Origin of the sequence: Actinomyces sp., assembly GCF_030524025.1 — a bacterium.
Classification (GTDB): domain Bacteria; phylum Actinomycetota; class Actinomycetes; order Actinomycetales; family Actinomycetaceae; genus Actinomyces.
The window spans coordinates 1-18,052 of the sequence record NZ_JAUNHI010000031.1 but is presented as its reverse complement, the minus strand read 5'-3'; the positions used below and the strand labels follow the sequence as shown (position 1 = coordinate 18,052).

Annotated in this window: 15 protein-coding genes; 12 read left to right on the top strand and 3 right to left on the bottom strand. The window is 74.0% G+C overall.

The features are described 5' to 3' along the window. Positions 1 to 297 precede the first annotated feature (297 nt). Together Q4C85_RS10105 and Q4C85_RS10100 are read left to right on the top strand one after the other, a co-directional pair. Entirely contained in the window at positions 298 to 3,771 is a 3,474-nt protein-coding gene (locus Q4C85_RS10105) for a PD-(D/E)XK nuclease family protein (protein ID WP_303141779.1), read from the top strand. Continuing rightward, complete coding sequence (locus Q4C85_RS10100) at positions 3,768 to 7,163, top strand: ATP-dependent DNA helicase (RefSeq protein ID WP_303141778.1); 3,396 nt, start codon at positions 3,768 to 3,770, stop codon at positions 7,161 to 7,163. Before Q4C85_RS10105 ends, Q4C85_RS10100 begins: the two co-directional genes overlap by 4 nt. Before the next feature lie 51 nt (positions 7,164 to 7,214). Here the strand turns inward: Q4C85_RS10100 and Q4C85_RS10095 are convergent, their stop codons facing one another. Together Q4C85_RS10095 and Q4C85_RS10090 are read right to left on the bottom strand one after the other, a co-directional pair. Further along, positions 7,215 to 8,369: a phosphotransferase gene (locus tag Q4C85_RS10095; RefSeq protein WP_303141776.1), complete on the bottom strand. Its 1,155-nt coding sequence runs from the start codon at positions 8,367 to 8,369 to the stop codon at positions 7,215 to 7,217. A 53-nt stretch (positions 8,370 to 8,422) separates the two neighbouring features. Then, the gene (locus Q4C85_RS10090; protein WP_303141773.1) at positions 8,423 to 8,905 is read right to left on the bottom strand and encodes an RpiB/LacA/LacB family sugar-phosphate isomerase; all 483 of its coding nucleotides are present in this window, start codon (positions 8,903 to 8,905) and stop codon (positions 8,423 to 8,425) included. Positions 8,906 to 9,392: 487 nt separating this feature from the next. Between Q4C85_RS10090 and Q4C85_RS10085 the strand changes: the two genes are divergently transcribed. The 7 genes from Q4C85_RS10085 to Q4C85_RS10055 all read left to right on the top strand — a co-directional run bounded on the left by Q4C85_RS10085 (position 9,393) and on the right by Q4C85_RS10055 (position 14,240). Next, positions 9,393 to 10,649 (top strand): CpaF family protein, encoded by a 1,257-nt coding sequence (locus Q4C85_RS10085; protein ID WP_303141770.1) that lies wholly within the window; start codon positions 9,393 to 9,395, stop codon positions 10,647 to 10,649. Beyond that, positions 10,649 to 11,500 (top strand): type II secretion system F family protein, encoded by an 852-nt coding sequence (locus tag Q4C85_RS10080; protein WP_303141768.1) that lies wholly within the window; start codon positions 10,649 to 10,651, stop codon positions 11,498 to 11,500. The genes Q4C85_RS10085 and Q4C85_RS10080 overlap by 1 nt, the downstream gene beginning before the upstream one ends. Then, a complete protein-coding gene (locus Q4C85_RS10075; protein WP_303141765.1) occupies positions 11,497 to 12,441 on the top strand; it encodes a type II secretion system F family protein in 945 nt (314 codons plus the stop codon). The genes Q4C85_RS10080 and Q4C85_RS10075 overlap by 4 nt, the downstream gene beginning before the upstream one ends. A gap of 72 nt (positions 12,442 to 12,513) precedes the next feature. Next, positions 12,514 to 12,729: a hypothetical protein gene (locus tag Q4C85_RS10070; protein ID WP_303141763.1), complete on the top strand. Its 216-nt coding sequence runs from the start codon at positions 12,514 to 12,516 to the stop codon at positions 12,727 to 12,729. Beyond that, complete coding sequence (locus Q4C85_RS10065) at positions 12,719 to 13,138, top strand: TadE/TadG family type IV pilus assembly protein (protein WP_303141761.1); 420 nt, start codon at positions 12,719 to 12,721, stop codon at positions 13,136 to 13,138. The genes Q4C85_RS10070 and Q4C85_RS10065 overlap by 11 nt, the downstream gene beginning before the upstream one ends. Then, positions 13,135 to 13,560: a peptidase T4 gene (locus tag Q4C85_RS10060; protein WP_303141759.1), complete on the top strand. Its 426-nt coding sequence runs from the start codon at positions 13,135 to 13,137 to the stop codon at positions 13,558 to 13,560. The genes Q4C85_RS10065 and Q4C85_RS10060 overlap by 4 nt, the downstream gene beginning before the upstream one ends. Positions 13,561 to 13,781: 221 nt before the next feature. Continuing rightward, complete coding sequence (locus Q4C85_RS10055; protein ID WP_303141793.1) at positions 13,782 to 14,240, top strand: glycosyltransferase; 459 nt, start codon at positions 13,782 to 13,784, stop codon at positions 14,238 to 14,240. Positions 14,241 to 14,339: 99 nt separating this feature from the next. On the opposite strand, the gene Q4C85_RS10050 is transcribed toward Q4C85_RS10055, so the two are convergent. Then, complete coding sequence (locus tag Q4C85_RS10050) at positions 14,340 to 14,702, bottom strand: hypothetical protein (RefSeq protein WP_303141757.1); 363 nt, start codon at positions 14,700 to 14,702, stop codon at positions 14,340 to 14,342. 72 nt (positions 14,703 to 14,774) lie between these two features. On the opposite strand from Q4C85_RS10050, the gene Q4C85_RS10045 reads away from it, so the two are divergent. From Q4C85_RS10045 to Q4C85_RS10035, 3 genes are all read left to right on the top strand, one after another. Further along, the gene (locus tag Q4C85_RS10045; protein WP_303141754.1) at positions 14,775 to 15,689 is read left to right on the top strand and encodes a LysR family transcriptional regulator; all 915 of its coding nucleotides are present in this window, start codon (positions 14,775 to 14,777) and stop codon (positions 15,687 to 15,689) included. Between the two features lie 59 nt (positions 15,690 to 15,748). Further along, positions 15,749 to 16,870, top strand: a complete 1,122-nt coding sequence (prfB, locus tag Q4C85_RS10040) for a peptide chain release factor 2 (protein ID WP_303141751.1) — start codon at positions 15,749 to 15,751, stop codon at positions 16,868 to 16,870. Between the two features lie 232 nt (positions 16,871 to 17,102). After that, the coding region (locus Q4C85_RS10035) for an ATP-binding cassette domain-containing protein (RefSeq protein WP_303141750.1) at positions 17,103 to 18,052 on the top strand (950 nt) is incomplete at its 3' end.

Genomic DNA, 18,052 nt, shown 5'->3' with positions numbered 1-18,052 from the left:
CTGACCCGCATACTAGGTCGCCCGAACCGCCCGGGCATGCCGCCCGGCCCGTGCTGCCGGCGGTTTCGCGCCGCGCGGACGCCCGGCCCACGGCCACCATGCCTCCCGACAGGGCGCCGTCCTCGCCCCGGACGCCCGGCCCACGGCCACCATGCCTCCCGACAGGGCGCCGTCCTCGCCCCGGGCGCCCGGCCACCCGAGTCCACCCCACCCCGCGCGGCCCGGCCCCCTCGTCCGCCACCACGGCCACGCCGCACCCTTCTCATTGATGTCCGAGGCACGTGGTGAGATGTGCCCATGGACAAGGACAGCGCCCCGCTCGCCCCCCGGCTCCTGCCGGCGCTGCCCCACGCCCCGCTCCCCGAGCCCGACGCCGCCGCCCACGCGGTCCTGGAACGTTCAGGCAGCGGCAGCAACCTCGTTGTCCTGGGCGCCCCGGGAACCGGCAAGACCAGCCTCGCGCTGCGCCTCTTGACCGAGGCGGTCGCAGCCGGCCGTGAGGCGCTCCTCCTGGCTCCCACCCGCACCCGCGCCGACTCTGCCCGCCAGCGCTCGGCCCACCTCCTGCGCGAGGCCGGAGCCGGCGGGGGAGCGCCGAGGGTCCGCACCCCCGCCGGCTTCGCCTTCACCATCCTGAGCACCTCCCTGACCCGCCGCCCCGACCCCCTGCCCGCACCCGTCCTGCTCGCCGGCGCGGAGGAGGACGCCGCCCTGGCCACGCTCATCCGCCCCGAGCAATGGCCCGGCCTGCCACCCGAGGCCGTCACCTCCCGCGCCTTCCGCACCGAGCTGCGCAACCTCCTGGCCCGCGCCGGGGAGCTCGACGTCGACGCCCAGACCCTGGCCGAGCTCGGCCGCGCCCTCAACGTGCCCGTCTGGGGCCCCGCCTCCGCCCTCCTGAACCTGTGGGACGCCCAGGGCCGCCCCACCGCCGGCACCCGCTCCCTGACCCGCCGCCTCGACACCGCCCGCATCCAGGACCGGGCCGTCGAGGCCCTGGCCACCTGGGAGGAGGACGCTGTCGCCGAGCCCCGCCCCGTCCCCGACCTGCTCATCGTCGACGACTACCAGGACTGCACCGCCGCCACAGCCCGGCTCCTGACCGCCCTGGCCACCCCCGACGCCGCCGGACACCGGGCCCAGGTCATCGTCCTGGGAGACCCCGACGTCGCCGTCGAGACCTTCCGCGGCGGCGCCCCGAGCCTCCTGGTCGAAGCCGAGGACAGCTCCGGCCTGGCCGCCCAGCGCCTGGCCCTGACCACCCGCCACCGGGGCAGCCCCGCCCTGGCCGCCGTCTGGGCCGATCAAGCCCGGCGCCTGCCCGTCACCGGCACCGCAAGCCACCGCCACCCCGCACCACCGCCGCCGCCCTCCTCACCCGCCCCCAGCGGCGTCCAGCCCGTCATCGCCTCCAGCCCCACCCAGGAGGCCGCCCACGTCGCCCGCGCCCTGCGCGCCGAACACATCCACCACGCCACACCCTGGGACCAGATGGCCGTCATCGTGCGCTCCACCGGCCACCTCCAGCGCGCCTCCCGCGAGCTGCGGCGTCGCGGCGTGCCCCTGGGCACCTCCACCCCCGCCGTCCTCCTGCGCGCCGAGCCAGCCGCTGCGGCCCTGCTCGACACCGTCCGGGCAGCCCTCCAAGGACGGCTCGGCCAGGCCGGCCGGCCCCCCGAGCGAGCCGCCGCCCTGGCCCTGCTCACCAGCCCGCTCATCGGGCTGAGCACCCTCGACCTGCGCCGCCTGCGCCGACGCCTGCGCGCCGAGCACCCCACCACCCCCACCCCCGACCACCACCTCCTAGAGACCCTGGCCACCCCGCGCGCCGCCCAGGACCTCGCCGACCGTCTAGGCGGGCAGACACTTGCCGAGCACACCGACGCCCTCCCACGCGCCGCCACCATCATCGACGCCGTGCGCTCCGCCCTCGGCGCCCCGGCCATCACACACGAACAGCCCCCCACCCCGCATGCCGACGACCACCAGCCCGGCCACGGCGAGCCCGGCGACGCCAAGCCCGATGCCGCGAACTCCGACGGCCAGGCGCCGGCCGACATCGAGGCCCTCCTGTGGGCCGCCTGGGACGCCTCCGGCTGCGCCACCCGGTGGCGCGCCCTCGCCCTCGGCGGACTGACCGGCGAGCATCTCGACCCGCTCCTGGCCGAGGCCGCCGAACGGGACCTCGACGTCGTCACCACCCTGTTCAAACGTGCCGAGGTCTGGGCCGAACGCAACCCCGGCGCCCCGGCCACCGCCTTCCTCACCGAGCTCGCCGAGGAGGTCCTGCCCTCGGACTCCGTGGCCCCCCAAGGGCAACGGCCCCCCGGCGTCGCCGTCCTCACCCCCGCGGCCGCCGCCGGAGGCCAGTGGGAGGTCGTCGCCGTCATGGGCCTCAACCGCGACAGCTGGCCGGACCTGCGCCTGCGAGACTCCATCACCCGCTCCGGCCTGCTCGTCGAGGCAGTCATGGACCGCCTGCCCGCCGACGGCGCCGGACTACGCACCGCCCTGACCGACCCCGCCGCCGCCCGCGCCCAGGTGCGCGCCGACGAGCGGCGCATGCTCCTGGCCGCCCTGTCCCGCGCCTCCCGCCGCCTCATCGTCACCGCCGCCGCGGACGAGGACACCGCCCCCTCGGCCTTCCTCACCGAGATCGCACAAGCCGCAGGCACCCCCATCACCGACTCCGACGGCGCACCCCTGACCGCGCCCGACGTCGGCGACCTCACCCTGCGCGGGCTCGTCGGCGAGCTGCGCCACGCCGCCGTCGCCGGGCACCTGCCCGGAGCCACCGACGCCGAGCGCCACCGGGCGCAGCAGGCCGCCCAGGTCCTGGCACGCCTGGCCGAGGCCGCCGTGCCCGGAGCACACCCCCGCGACTGGCAGGGCCTGGGCGGCCCCACCTCCACCGCCCCCCTGGCCGACCCGGGCGGCCCCGTACGCGTCAGCCCCTCCGACGTCGAGGCGCTGACCACCTGCCCCCTGCGGTGGTTCCTGCGCCGGCAGGGCGGCGACCGCGGCCCCACCCCAGCCCAAGGCCTCGGCATCCTCATCCACACCCTGGCCGAGAAGGCCCAGCGCGAAGGACTACGCGGGCACGACCTCATGAACCGCCTGGAGCAGCGCCTGCCCGAGCTCGGCTACCCCGACACCTGGCTGGGACGACAGCACGCCGACCGCGCCCGCGACATGGTCCGGCGCCTGGACGCCTACCTCAGCTCCGTGCCCGGAGCCGTCGACGTCGAGCAGCCCATCGACGCCCTGCTCGACCTGCCGCGCCCCGAAGCCACGGAGCCGGCAGCCCCCCAAAACGAGCCCGGCGCCCGGGTGACGGTCCAGGTCCACGGGCGCATCGACCGCGTCGAACACCTCGAGGCCCCCGGGGCGCAGGGCCCTGGGCGGGTACGCGTTATCGACCTCAAAACCGGCTCCCAGAAGCCCGCCGACCCCACCCACCACCCCCAGCTCGCCACCTACCGACTTGCCCTGGAGGCCCAGGGGCGCGAGGTCGCCGGAGCCGGGCTCGTCCTCCTGGGCAAGAACCCCACCCGCACCGACCCCGGCGCTGCCCTCGTGCCCCCCGGCGCCGCCCTCGCCGCCAGCCCCGACCCCGACACCGGCCAGGACTGGGCCGCCGAGCTCCTCGCCACCGCCGCCCTCCACGCCTCCGGCCCCACCCTCCAGGCCCGCACCGGCGCCCACTGCGCCCGCTGCGAGGTCAAGGACTCCTGCCCGGCGGTCCCCGAAGGACGGAGCGCCCACCGATGAGCCCCGCACCCACGCCCCAGGCACTGGCCTCCGCCCTGGGCCTGCACGCCCCCACTGACGAGCAGGCCCGGGTCATCGCCCACGGCCTCACCCCGCTGCTCGTCGTCGCCGGGGCCGGCAGCGGCAAGACCGCCACGATGAGCCAACGGGTCGTCCACCTCGTCGCCCGCGGCGCCGTCCGCCCCGACCAGGTCCTGGGCCTGACCTTCACCCGCAAAGCCACCGCCGAGCTCGCCCAACGGGTCTCCGCCCGCCTCGAAGCCCTCCAGGCAACCGGCCTGATCGACCCCGACCACGACGACGCCCCCGAGCCGACCATCGCCACCTACAACTCCTTCGCCGCCTCCCTCGTGCGCGACCACGGCCTGCGCATCGGCGTCGACCCCGAGGCCACCCTCATCACCGAGGCACGCGCCTGGCAGATCGCCGCCGAGATCGTCGAGTCCCGCGCCGACCCACCCCCCGTCGAGACCCTCAGCACCGCCGTCGCCACCGTCCTGCGGCTCGACGCCGCCCTGTCCGAAAACCTCCTGAGCCCGGAGGACGCCGCCCGGGACCTGAGCGACCTCGCCGCCCTGTTCGAGGGACTGGCAGCCGTCCGGGGGCTCAAGACCCTCGTCGGGCCCGTGGCCGACAAGACCGCCGAACGTCTGGGCATGCTCGAGCTCGTCGGCGCCTTCCAAGAGCACAAGCGCTCCCACGGTCTGCTCACCTTCGGAGACCAGATCGCCCTGGCCTGCCGCATCGCCGAAGAGGTCCCCGAAGCCGCCGCCCAGATCCGCGCCCAGTACCCCGCGGTCGTCCTCGACGAGTTCCAAGACACCTCCGTGGCCCAGATCCGCCTCCTGTCGGCCCTCTTCGCCGGATCCGGGGTCACCGCCGTCGGCGACCCCAACCAGGCGATCTACGGGTGGCGCGGCGCCTCGGCCGGGGCACTGGACTCCTTCCACACCGCCTTCAACCCCGCCGCGGCCGCCGCCCTCGCCGCCGGGGCCGATCCCCAGCAGGCCGCACCCGTCCTGCCCCTGTCGACCGCCTGGCGCAACGACCTGGCCATCCTCGAGGCCGCCAACGTCATCTCCAGGCCCCTGCGCCACCACGTCCCCGCCCCCGGGGACGCCCAGGTCACCCACATCCCCGTCGAGCCGCTCCAGCCCCGCCCCGCCGAGGCCGGGCCGGCCCGCGGCCAGGTCCACGCCGCCTTCCTCAACGACCCGCTCGCCGAGGCCGAGACCGTCGCCGACTTCATGGCCCAGCGGTGGCGGCCCGACGCCGAGCTCGCCGTCCTGGCGCGGGTGCGCTCCGCCTTCCCCCTCCTCGCCCAGGCCCTCGAAGCACGCGGCATCCCCTACGAGATCGTGGGGCTCGGCGGCATGCTCACCGTCCCCGAGGTCGCCGACGTCCGCGCCCTGGTCACCGTCGCCGCCGACCCCGAACGGGGGGACCGTCTCATGCGCCTGCTCACCGGGTCCGGCCTGGGCGCCACCGACCTGCGGGCGCTGAGCGCCCACGCGCGCACCCTGGCGCGCGGCCACACACGCCCACCCGGCGGCGCGACCGCCGAGCCCACCGACCCCGGCGCATCGCGCCCCCAGGAGTCCGCAGACCCCGAGGCATCCGGCACCCCGGCCCCCGGCCACGCCGTGACCGAGGACGCCCCCATGCTGGCCGAGGCGGTCGAGGCCGTTGCCCGCCACGCCGACGCCGCCGGGAGCCCGGGGCCTACCACGGTGCGCCCCGGCGGCGCCGCCCCCGCCGTCGAAGGACTCAGCCCAGCAGGCGCCCGGGCCGTCGAGCGGATCGCCCGGGCGATCCGGCGCGTGCGCCGGGCGCTGACCCTCGCCCCACCCGACGTCCTGGTCCTGGCCGAGCAGGCACTCGGGCTCGACGTCGAGGTCGCCGCCCGGGTGGGCAACCCGATGGGACGGCGCGCCCTCGACGCCCTGCGGACCATCGCCGAGCAGTACGCCGCCGACGTCCCCGAGGCCACCATCGCCGGGTTCCTCACCTGGCTCGACGTCGCCGCCGACCAGGAGAACGGCCTCGAGGCCCCCGCGGTCGACCCCGAGCCCGGAGCCGTCCAGGTCCTGACCGTCCACGCCGCCAAGGGGCTCGAGTGGGACGCCGTGGCCATCGTGGGGCTCAGCGAGAAGACCTTCCCCAGCTACTCCACCGAGCCCAAAGCGGACCTCAGCGTCTCGGACTCCTCCTGGATGACCAGGCTCGACGAGTTCCCCCACCCGATGCGTGCCGACGCCGCCACCCTGCCGCCCTTCGAACTCGGCGCCCTCGAGCCCCCGCACGTCGACAAGGACGAGGTCAAGGCCGCCCTCGAGGACTACCGGCTCGCCCTGGGTCGCCACGGCCTGGCCGAGGAGCGGCGCCTGGCCTACGTCGCCATCACCCGCGCCCGCCACGAGGTCCTCCTGACCGGCAGCCACTTCTCCGGCACCACGAAGAAGCCCCGGCCCACGTCCCGGTTCCTCTCCGAGCTCGGGCGCCGCGACCTGCTCACAGCCTTCGGGTCGGGGCTGACCGAGCTCGGCGATAAGGCCGTCAACCGCCTGGCCGAGCACAACCCGACCGCCTCCTGGCCCCCGGCCGAGCCCGAGGACGACATGACCAAGGCCAGGAGCGCCGCCGCCCAAGCCGTGCTCGAGGCCTGCGCACAGCCCGTGCCTGCCCACGGGACAGACAGCAAGCACGCCGACCCCCTGGCCTGCCGCTGGCATGAGGAGGCCGGGCTCCTCCTGGCCGAACGCTCCCGCCGACGCGCCGAACGACCCACGGTCGTCCTACCCGACCACCTCGCGGCGACCAAGGTCGACGACCTGCGCGCCGACCCCGACCGCTTCGCCCTCGACCTGCGCCGCCCGCTGCCCCCACAGCCCCGAGCCGCCGGCCGCCTGGGCACCGTCTTCCACGAGGCCGTCGCCGCGCGCCTGGCCGAGCAGGGCGAGCTGATCAGCCTCACCCAGGCCGGCGCGCCCGACAACCTCACACCCGATGACCGCCGACAAGTCGAGCAGTGGCTGTCCACCGCCGAGCAGCTGCCCCTCCTGGCCGGCCACGTCCTGGTCGACACCGAGACCGAGCTCGAGCTCACCCTGGCCGGCACGACCCTGCGCTGCCGCCTCGACGCCGTCTTCTGGAACCCGACGACCTCCACCTGGCTCATCGTCGACTGGAAGACCGGCCGCCGCCGTGTCCCGGTCGACCAGTTGAGCGTCTACGTCCACGCCTGGGCGGCGGCCAAGGGCGTGGGCACCGAGGCCGTGCGCGCGGCCTACGTCTATGTCGCCTACCCCGGCGGGAAGATCGACGAGCTGAGCGCGAGCGCCCTGCTCGGCCTGGAGCAGATCGAGGCCCTGCTCAGGCTGGAGGCCGACTGACGTCTCTGGTCCCACCGACCAGCCGCCGGTCGGGCCCCTGCTCAGCGGCGCTCAGGCGCCCTGCGGGGGATCGTCGTTATTGTCATCGTCATCGTTGTCATCGCGCACGACCACCATCTTGACCTCGGAGGTCGCGGCCGAGGGGCTCGAGACCTCCCGCTCCCCGGGCACCGGCGCCAGCCGGGGCTCACGGCGCTCGATCAACGGCTCATCACCCACCTGGTCGGCCAGGTCGGAGAGCATGGCCACGGCGTCCTCAATGACCCCCTCCTGCTCCGAACGCACCCCATGGAGCAGCCAGCGCGCCAGGCTCAGCTCGCTGACCAGCTCGGCCCGGTCGCGCAGATGCTTGTCGACGCCCTCGGAGCGGGCCATGTCGTAGGCGCCCTCAATGGAGTCGAGACTGTCGACCGGGACCGAGGAGTACACCCAGGCCAGGTCCTCGGCCGGGTCTCCCACATGCGCCTGACTCAGCCCCAGCATGCCCACCACCGAGCCGCCGGCGGTCAAGATGTTCTCCGCGTCGAGGTCCCCGTGGACGACCACCGGCCGGAAACGCCACAGGGTCGTGTCCTCCAGCGCCGCCTCCCACCGTGCCAACAGCGCCGGAGGGACCTTGCCGGTGGCCGCGACGTCGTCGAGCAGGCCGAGCCACCGCCCCCGCACGTCCTGAGCGTCATAGACCGGCAGACCCGCCTCCGACACCACCGAGACGGGCAGCTCGTGAAGCTCCCCGAGGGCCTTGCCCAGCCCGGCAGACAGCCCCGGGCCGGGCCGCAGGGTCTCGACAGCCACCGGGTTGCCCGCCAGATGGGAACGCACCTGGACATGGGTGCCCTCACCGCGCAGCGTCCCGGCGGGACGCGGAACGTCGAAGGACAGCCTGCCGTCGTCAACCACCTTGCCGATGCGTCGGAGCACCTCGGCCTCGGCGTCCAGGTCGGCACCCGTCGCGTCATCGCGGGCCTCGAGGACCTCCCAGTGGCGGCCCTGGGTGTCAACGACCCCGATGATCCGCAGAGCCGGCGACTCCACCTGCGGAAGCGCCAGGCGCGCCGGGTCCAGTCCTGGCACCGCCACGGCGGCCATGGCCGCCAGCGCCAGGGCTGAGCGCGCGGGCGCCGGCCCCGCCGGCTCCCGAGCCGTCTCAGGGGAGGTGGGCTCCTGCGGCGAGGTGTCGGCGGGTGTGGTCGGTGGCTGCGACATGGCTCAACCGTAGGCGAGCCCGGGGCCCGGGTCACACTCCCGCGCCCCAGGACTCACCGCCCCGACAGGCCCAGTTCCTCCAGCGGCACCAGGTGCCGCTCGGAGATCTCGGCGACCTTGGCCACCCGCTCCCGGTACTTGGGCTGGTCGAGGAAGTCCGTCGTCATCCACACCCGGACGATCTCCAGGGCGATCGCCGAGCCGATGATCTTGCCTCCCAGGCACAGGACGTTGGAGTCGGTGTGCTCCCGGGCCAGCCGGCCACAGAACGGGTCCTGGCAGACCACCGCCGTCAGGCCGCGGATCCGGTTGGCGATGAGGGCCGATCCGTAGCCCACGCCGTCGACGAAGATCCCCCGGTCGGCGCGGCCCCTGGCCACCGCCAGGGCGGCCGGGTAGACGTGGTCGGACAGGTCGGCGGGGTCGGTCCCGGGTGCGCCGAAGTCCTCCGTGGTGTGCCCCTGGGACTCCAGCCAGGCCGCGATCTCCCGCTTGAGGGCGAATCCTGCATGGTCACTGGCAAGTGCGATTCTCATGCCCTGAGTGTAACGAGAATCACAGGACGGTGGTGCTGGATTGTAGTCCCGGAGGCCGGAGCGCACGGGCGGCCGGGACCGGGCGACGTCGGGGAACCGCGCCGCCCGGCCCGCGGGCAGGCCGGGCGGCGGGCGCGCGGCCCCCGCAGGACCGTGCCCCGGTCCTGTCGGGGCGGTCGCGCACGTGTGGTGCGAGCCACCATGATGAGGCCCATAGGTCTTCAAGGGAAGGCTATGGGCGTGCCCGGTCGCCCTGTGGCCCGGGTGAGCGGGTGACGGCCCCGCCGGACCCGGGCGGGCATGTGGCGGCCCGGTCGGTGATGCGGCGTGTTTTCCACAAGCCGGGCGGACGAGTTGGCGCCGCGACCATCTCGTGATCTAGTCTTTCCCGCGTGGCGCCGGTCACGTCGTGGTGGGCGCCATCTCGCTCCCGGGCCCTGCCCGCGGCAGCGTGCCTGTCCGATCCCTGAGCCCGACGAGGTCCACCATGGACGCACCCACCCTCCTGCGCGACGAGGTCCGTGAGCTCGTTCGCCGCCGCGGGGTCGACCCCCTCACCGACACCGCCGCCCTCGAGGAGCTCGTGGCCGAGGCCTCCGGCGACTACCTGCGCCGCGCCGACGCCGGGCTCGTCCCGCCCCTGGCCAATCCCGAGGCCGCCGGCGCGGAGGTCGTCGACTCCCTGGCCGGCCTGGGCCCCTTGCAGCCCTACCTCGACGACGACTCCATCGAGGAGGTGTGGTGCAACGCCCCCGGCCGGGTCTTCGTGGCCCGCTCGGGCCGCCCCGAGCTGACCACCACCATCCTGGAGGACGAGGACCTGCGCGTGCTGGTCGAGCGGATGCTGCGCGCCTCGGGCCGGCGCCTGGACCTGTCCAGCCCCTTCGTCGACGCCCAGCTCCCCGGCGGTGAACGGCTCCACGTCGTCATCCCGCCGATCACCTCCCGCCACTGGGCGGTCAACATCCGCAAGCACACCGCCCGAGCCCAGCGCACGGCCGACCTCGTGCGCCTGGGCTCCCTGACCGAGCGCGCCGCCGCCTTTCTCGACGCCGCGGTCCAGGCCGGGCTCAACATCCTGGTCTCGGGCGCCACCCAGGCGGGCAAGACGACGATGGTGCGCGCCCTGGCGGGGGCCATCCCGGCGGGCCAGCGGGTCATCACCTGCGAGGAGGTCTTCGAGCTGTCCCTGCGCAACCGGGACTGCGTGGCCATGCAGACCCGCCCGGCCAACCTCGAGGGCGTCGGGGAGATCAACCTGCGCCGCCTGGTCAAGGAGGCCATGCGCATGCGCCCCGACCGCCTCCTCATCGGGGAGGTCCGGGAGGCCGAGGCCCTCGACCTGCTCATCGCCATGAACTCCGGCCTGCCCTCGATGTCGACCCTCCACGCCAACTCCGCCCGCGAGGCGGTCGTCAAGATCTGCACCCTGCCCCTGCTGGCCGGGGAGAACGTCTCAGCGGCCTTCGTCGTGCCGACCGTCGCGGCCGCCGTCGACCTCGTCGTCCACCTCGACCTCGACTCCGCCGGGAGCCGGCGGGTCCGTGAGGTCGCCGCCCTGTCCGGGCGGGTCGAGAGCGGGGTGGTCGAGCTCTCCGACGTCTTCCACCGCGATGGGGCGGGCTGGCTCGTGCGCGGCCCGGGCATGCCACCGGACCCGGCGCGCTTCGCGCGCGCCGGCCACGACCTGGCCGCCCTGCTCGCCGAGGGCCGTGCCCCCGCCCGCGGTGGGGAGACCTCCTGATGGGCGCCGTCGCCGGCCTGTTCGCCGGAACCGGGCTCGTGCTCCTGTGGCTGGCATTGACCACCGACCCGCCCGCGTGGCGCTCGGAGCGCGAGCGCCGCCTGTCCGACCTGCTCGTCCAGGCAGGTGTGGGGCGCACGAGCCCCGCGCTGTTCGTCGGCGGCAGCCTCGTCCTCGGGGTGGTCGTCGCCCTGGGCTTCCTCGGCGCCACCGAGGCGGGGCCCATCGCCGCCGCCTTCGGGGCCATCGCCGCTGGCGCGCCCCTGACCGTCGTCTCGGCGCGGGCGCGCGCCCGACGGACCAGCCTGCGCGAGGTCTGGCCCGAGGCCATCGACACCCTCGTGTCCGGGGTGCGCGCCGGAATGAGCCTGCCCGAGGCCCTGGCCAACCTCGCCGAGCGCGGCCCGGAGGCGGTGCGGGCCGAGCTGAGGGCCTTCTCGGTGGACTACGCCACGACCGCCCGCTTCGACCTCGCCCTCGACCGGCTCAAGGCGCGCTTCGCCGACCCCGTGGCGGATCGCATCGTCGAGGCCCTGCGCCTGGCCCACGACGTCGGCGGCTCCGACCTGGGCGACCTCCTGCGCAGCCTGTCGCGCATGCTGCGCGAGGACCTGCGCACCCGCGGCGAGCTTGAGGCGCGCCAGTCCTGGACGGTCAACGGTGCCCGGGTCGCCGTGGCCGCCCCCTGGGTGGTCCTGGCCCTCCTGTCCACCCGTCCGCAGGCCGCAGCCGCCTACGCCACGACGACCGGGGCGGTCGTCCTGCTCATCGGCGCAGTGACGAGCCTGGTCGCCTACCGGCTCATGCTGCGCCTGGGCCGGCTGCCCGAGGAGGACAGGGTCCTGCGATGAGTCCGATGGTCAACCCGATGCTCCTGGGCGCCGGCGCAGGCCTGCTGGCCTCCTACGGCCTGCTCATGCTCGCCGCGGCCCTCCGCGGCCGCCGCCCCACCCTCATGGCCCGGATTGAGCCCTACATCCACCAGCGGCCCCGCACCTCCGGGCTCCTGGGCGCACCCGACCCGGGCGCCGACGGGCGCACCGTCTCGGCGGTCCTGCTCGGAACGGTCACCCACCTGGCCACCGTCCTGGAGTCCCTGGGCTCCTCATCGGAGTCGGTGCGCCGCCGGCTCGCCCGCTCCGGATCGACACTCACCTACGAGGAATTGCGCGTTCAGCAGCTCCTGTGGGCGGCGGCGGGACTGGGCCTGGCGGTCGGCGGCGGCCTGCTGGCCTCGCTGGCGCGGCCGGTGTCCATCCCCCTGCTCATGCTCGCCGCGATCGTGGCGGCGGTGGGCGGAGCCGCGGCCCGGGACTGGTGGCTCAGCCGCTGCGTCGAGCGCCACCGGGGGCGCATCGAGGCCCAGCTGCCCGACGTCGTCGAGCTCCTCGCCCTCGTCGTCGGAGCGGGCCAGGGGCCCGTCGCCGCCATCGAGCGGGTCGTCGCGCTGGGACGCGGTGAGCTCATCGACGAGCTGGCGCTCACGCTGTCGGACGTGCGCAGCGGCACCGTGCTCACCACCGCCCTCCTCCACCTCGAGGAGCGCGCCGGCTCCCTCCAGGTCACCCGCCTGTGCGAGGCCATCGCCGTCGCCCTCGAACGGGGCACCCCCCTGGCCGAGGTGCTGCGCTCCCAGGCCGCCGACGCCCGGGAGGCCTCCCGGCGCGCCCTCATGGAGGAGGGCGGGCGCCGGGAGATCGCCCAGATGGTCCCCGTGGTCTTCCTCGTCCTGCCGGTCACCGTCGTCTTCGCCCTCTTCCCGGGCCTGTTCGTCCTGCGGCTGGGCCTATGACGCCCTGCCCTGAGCCTGGACCGCCTCCGCATGTCGCACCTGCCCGATCCACACCCACCGAAGGAGCCCACGATGATCCCGACACCCTTGTCCTCGTCGCACCTCCAGCGCCTGGCCCGGCGCGTGCCCGGCTCAACCCGCCTGCGCGAGGAGCGCGGTGACGTCCCCGGGTGGGTCCTGGTCACCCTCATGACCGCGGGCCTGGTCGTGGGGCTGTGGGCTGTCGCAGGGCCCACTCTCACCCAGGTCTTCACCGACGCGATCGGCAAGGTCACCGGTGCGATCTGAGGTCCGGGCCCGCGGTGAGCGGGGTTCGGCCGCCGTCGACTTCGTGCTCGTGGGAGTGCTCGTCATCGCCGTGAGCCTGGCACTGCTCCAGCTCGCCTTGTCCATGCACGTGCGCAACGTCCTGACCGACGCCGCCGGCGAGGGGGCCCGGCGCGCCGCCCTGGTGGGCGGGACCGAGGCCGAGGCCGAGGAGCGCGTGCACGCCCTGGCCGATGCCGCGCTGCGCGACGGCTACGTCGACTCCGTGCGCGTCTCCGACGAGAGCGCCGACGGCTTGGCGGTCGTCGCCGTCGAGGTGACCGCGCCTTTGCCGGTCCTCGGACTCCTGGGCCCCGGAGGCGTCCTGCGGGTCACGGGCCACGCCGTCGACGAGACCGAGCTCGTCGACCCGCCCGAGGACCAGCCGTGAGCCGGGCGCTGCGGCGGGGGGCCGGGGAGGAGGGCAACGCCCCGGTGGAGTTCATCGGGTGGACCCTCATCCTCGTCGTCCCCGTGCTCTACCTCATCGTCACCCTGGCACAGGTGCAGGCCGCCTCCTTCGCCGTGGCCTCGGCGGCCGACGCCGCCGCCCGGGTTCTGGAGATCGAGAAGGGAGACCTGGCCCTGACCCACGCCCGGGCCGCCGTGGGCCTCGCCCTGTCGGACCAGGGTGTCGAGGCCGACCCCGCAAAGGCGCTGAGCATCACCTGCTCGGACTCGGCGTGCACGACCGCGCTCCTGCGCGTCCAGGTCGCCCTCGACCTGCCGGTGCTCTCCTCGGTCGGCGTGGGGCGCGAGGTCGTGGTCCTGGACGCCGAGCGCTCCGTCAACCTCGCCAGGGACGAGCAGTGAGAGCCTCCGCGCGGTGGTTCTCCGAGGCCCTGGCCGCCCGGCCATGCGCCCCCGCCCGGGCGGAGGGCCGGGGCAGGAGCTTGCCGTGGAACCGGCGCCCCGTCGGGCCGCGCCGGAGGCGGGGCGGTGGACCGCGTCCGCAGTGGGGTTCGGGCGGGGGCTTCAGGCGGTGCCCTCCCGCGGGGCCGGGCGGGAGCCGGCGCCCGCCCGGGGGCACAAGCCTGGGCGACAGGCTGCGCAGGGGCGCAGCCGCCGAGGACGGGCAGACCCTTCTGCTCGGTCTGGGCCTGGTCACCCTCGTCGTCGGGCTGGTGCTGGTCATCTCCTCGGCCACCGCGGTCTACCTCGACCTCAAGAACCTCACCTCGCTGGCCGACTCGGCGGCGGCCGCGGCGGCCGACGCGGTGGACGACCCGACCTACTTCGGCGGGCAGGCCACCAGCGGCACCGGGATGCTGAGCGACGCCGGGGTCCTGGTGCTGGCCGAGCGGGACCTGCGCTCCCAGCCCGTCGATCTCGCCGGAGTGACCATCGTGTCGGCCACCGCTCTGGACGGCCGTACCGCGGTGGTCACGCTGAGCGCGCGCTCCCGACCTCCCTTCCTGCCCTGGGGGATCATCCCCTCCGAGGGCTTCATGATCACCGCCACCGGCTCGGCCCGCGTCGCCACCACCCAATAGCGCCTGGGGGCCGGGTCCGACCGCCCACGTGTCACCACCGAGTAGCGCCTGGGACTGGGCGCTCGCCAAACCCGACGAGTGATCCCTGGGGGCTCGAACCTAGGCGGCCAGCTCGCGCTCGCCCCGGATCCGGGCGGCGGTCGACAAGCGGCGCCGTCGGGCCAGGTGGGCGGTGGCCGAGAAGCGGCGCCGACGGGCCAGCTGGGCGATGTAGGCACGCTTGACCGTGAGCAAGATGACAATGCCGACGAGCACATAGAAGCTGTTGGCGATCGCGCTCGGCCAGGCGCCGGTGTAGGCGCAGTTGACCAGGAGCAGGACGGAGGCCGAGATGTTGAGGGCCTGGTACCGCAACGAGTCGCCGGCAAGCCTGCCCTTGGAGACAAGGATGTAGGCGGCGAGGAGCTCAGCGGCGCCGATCCAGCCGCCGGTCGAGATGAGGGTACCGAGGACGTTGTTCACGGGGGCGATCCTGACCGCTTCACAAGTGAAGATCAATCGCAGACATCTGTAGTGGCCATGTAGGATTTCTGCATGGAAGTCTCGGCGCACCGTATTGCGGTCCTTCTCGCCGTCCACCGCGCCGGCGGTGTGGTGGCCGCCTCAGACCTGCTCCAGCTGACGCCGTCGGCGATCAGCCAGCAGATCAAGCTCCTGGAGAAGGAGACCGGTGTGCGCGTCCTGGACCGGACCCCCACCGGCGCCGTGCTCACCGAGGCGGGCAGGGTCCTGGCCGAGGCCGCCGAGCGGATCGAGGCCGAGCTGACCACCGCCAGACGGACCCTGGCGAGCATCGACTCCTCCGCCCCGAGCGGCACCGTGCTCGTGGGCAGCTTCGCCACCGCGCTGCGGGCGCTTCTCCTGCCGCTGATAGTCAGCCTCGAGCAGGACCATCCGGGACTGGAGCTGATCGTCGAGGAGGTCGTCGACGAGCGCTCCGGCCTGGCCCGCCTGCGCCGTGGCGACCTCGACCTCCTCCTGCTCGAGCGCGACTCGCACGACCCACCGGCCTCGCCGCAGGCCATGCACGACGTGCCCCTGCTCGATGAGTCCTGGCTCGTCGTCGTCCCACCCGAGCACCCCTCGCCCTCGACCCTGGCCGACCTCGTGCGCGCCACCTGGATCAACCTCGAGGCATCCACGGCCGGCTCCATGGCGCTGACCCGGCTGTCCCATCAGCTCGGCACCCCGCTGTCGACCCGGCACGTCGCCTACGACTACGACGTCGTCCTGGCCATGGTGAGCCACGGTATGGGCTACGCCCTCATGCCCGAGCTCGCCGTGCGCTCGGGATTCGTGCCCGACGGCGTCGACGTGGTCCGCCTGCCCGGTCTCGGCACCCGCCAGCTCGTCGTGCGTCACCGCGCCACCCGGAGAGAGCCGAGCCACGCCGCCCGCGCCGTGCTCGGCGCACTGGTCGACCACGCCGGCGCACTCGAGCTCGGCTGAGAGCCGGGGGGAGCGGGGCCCGCGACGGCCCGGCGCGCACGATCATCTAGACTCGGCCCGTGGCCACAGACTTCCCCGCAGAGATCGAGCGACTCCGACACACGTACGCCTCCATCGCGGCGGTGACCGACCCCGAGGCGCTGCGCGAGCGGATCGCCGAGCTCTCCGACCAGGCCGCCGCGCCCGACCTGTGGGACGACCCCGAGGCCGCCCAGGTCGTCACCTCCGCCCTGTCCCACGCCCAGGCCGACCTCAAACGCGTCGAAGAGCTGGGCCGGCGTATCGAGGATCTCGAGACCATGGTCGAGATGGCCGGCGAGGAGTCGGGCGAGGACGCCACAGACCTGATCGCCGAGGCTGAGACGGACCTCGCCGGCATCTCCAAGGACCTGTCGGACCTGGAGATCCGCACGCTCCTGTCGGGCGAGTACGACCAGCGCGACGCCGTGGTCACCATCCGTTCAGGCGCCGGGGGAGTGGACGCCGCCGACTTCGCCGAGATGCTCCTGCGCATGTACACCCGCTGGGCCGAGCGGCACTCCTACCCGATCAAGGTGCTCAACACCTCCTACGCCGAGGAGGCGGGCCTGAAGTCGGTGACCTTCGAGGTCCACGCCCCCTACGCCTACGGCACCCTGAGCGTCGAGGGCGGCACCCACCGCCTCGTGCGCATCAGCCCCTTCGACAACCAGGGCCGGCGTCAGACCTCTTTCGCCGCCGTCGAGGTCATCCCGCTCATCGAGTCCACCGACCACATCGAGGTGCCCGAGACCGACATCCGCGTCGACGTCTTCCGCTCCTCGGGGCCCGGCGGCCAGTCGGTCAACACCACCGATTCGGCCGTGCGCATCACCCACCTGCCCACCGGCCTGGTGGTCTCCATGCAGGATGAGAAGTCCCAGATCCAGAACCGTGCGGCCGCCATGCGCGTGCTCCAGTCCCGTCTCCTGCTGCTCAAGCAGCAGGAGGAGGACGCCAAGAAGAAGGAGCTCGCCGGCGACGTCAAGGCATCCTGGGGCGACCAGATGCGCTCCTACGTCCTCAACCCCTACCAGATGGTCAAGGACCTGCGGACCGGCTACGAGGTCGGCAATCCCGAGGCGGTCTTCGACGGCGACATCGACGGTCTGGTCGACGCCGGCATCCGCTGGCGCAGGCAGCAGGAGGCTGCTGGGGACTGAGCGCCCCCGGCCCGTGGGCCGAGCCCGTTGCGCCCGGGCAGCGGCCCCTCGGTCGCGGCCGCGCCCAGGGCACAGGCCCCCGGGCGTGCACCGTCTCACCCCGCACGCCGTCGCCAAGCGGGCGGTGCTCGCCTAGGCTGGGGCGCAGTGCGCGCGGGCGTCCCAGGACCTTGGGACCGGAAGATCGGCGCGCAGAACCTCGCTCCCACGTGATGAAAGGCGCAGCGAAGCAGTGGCTGAGTACATCTACCAGATGATCAAGGCGCGCAAGGCGCACGGCGACAAGGTCATCCTCGACGACGTCACCATGGCGTTCTACCCGGGTGCCAAGATCGGGATGGTCGGCCCCAACGGCGCGGGGAAGTCCTCGATCCTCAAGATCATGGCCGGACTGGACCAGCCCTCCAACGGCGAGGCCCGCCTCACCCCCGGCTACACGGTGGGCATCCTCCTGCAGGAGCCACCACTCAACGAGGACAAGACCGTGCTGGGCAACGTTGAGGAGGGCGTGGCCGAGATCAAGGGCAAGCTCGACCGCTTCAACGAGATCTCCGCGGCCATGGCCGACCCGGACGCCGACTTCGACGCCCTCATGGAGGAGATGGGCACCCTCCAGACCGAGATCGACGCCGCCAACGCCTGGGACCTCGACTCCCAGCTGGAGCAGGCGATGGACGCGCTGCGCTGCCCGCCGCCGGACGCCGACGTGCGCCACCTCTCCGGTGGTGAGCGCCGTCGGGTCGCCCTGTGCAAGCTCCTCCTGGAGGCCCCCGACCTGCTCCTGCTCGACGAGCCGACCAACCACCTCGACGCCGAGTCGGTCCTGTGGCTTGAGCAGCACCTCAAGAACTACGCGGGCGCCGTCATCGCCGTCACCCACGACCGCTACTTCCTCGACCACGTCGCCCAGTGGATCGCCGAGGTCGACCGCGGGCACCTCTACCCCTACGAGGGCAACTACTCGACCTACCTGGAGACCAAGGAGAAGCGCCTGGCCGTCCAGGGCAAGAAGGACGCCAAGCTCGCCAAGCGCCTCAAGGAGGAGCTGGAGTGGGTGCGCTCCTCGGCCAAGGGCCGTCAGGCCAAGTCCAAGGCGCGCCTGGCCCGCTACGAGGAGATGGCGGCTGAGGCCGAGCGCACCCGCAAGCTCGACTTCGAGGAGATCCAGATCCCGCCGGGCCC

Coding starts and splice junctions, on each gene's coding strand:
- Q4C85_RS10090 (WP_303141773.1), bottom strand. CDS start 8,905: ATGAGAATCGCACTTGCCAGTGACCATGCAGGATTCGCCCTCAAGCGG.
- Q4C85_RS10105 (WP_303141779.1), top strand. CDS start 298: ATGGACAAGGACAGCGCCCCGCTCGCCCCCCGGCTCCTGCCGGCGCTG.
- Q4C85_RS10070 (WP_303141763.1), top strand. CDS start 12,514: ATGATCCCGACACCCTTGTCCTCGTCGCACCTCCAGCGCCTGGCCCGG.
- Q4C85_RS10095 (WP_303141776.1), bottom strand. CDS start 8,369: ATGTCGCAGCCACCGACCACACCCGCCGACACCTCGCCGCAGGAGCCC.
- Q4C85_RS10080 (WP_303141768.1), top strand. CDS start 10,649: ATGGGCGCCGTCGCCGGCCTGTTCGCCGGAACCGGGCTCGTGCTCCTG.
- Q4C85_RS10085 (WP_303141770.1), top strand. CDS start 9,393: ATGGACGCACCCACCCTCCTGCGCGACGAGGTCCGTGAGCTCGTTCGC.
- Q4C85_RS10045 (WP_303141754.1), top strand. CDS start 14,775: ATGGAAGTCTCGGCGCACCGTATTGCGGTCCTTCTCGCCGTCCACCGC.
- Q4C85_RS10100 (WP_303141778.1), top strand. CDS start 3,768: ATGAGCCCCGCACCCACGCCCCAGGCACTGGCCTCCGCCCTGGGCCTG.
- Q4C85_RS10075 (WP_303141765.1), top strand. CDS start 11,497: ATGAGTCCGATGGTCAACCCGATGCTCCTGGGCGCCGGCGCAGGCCTG.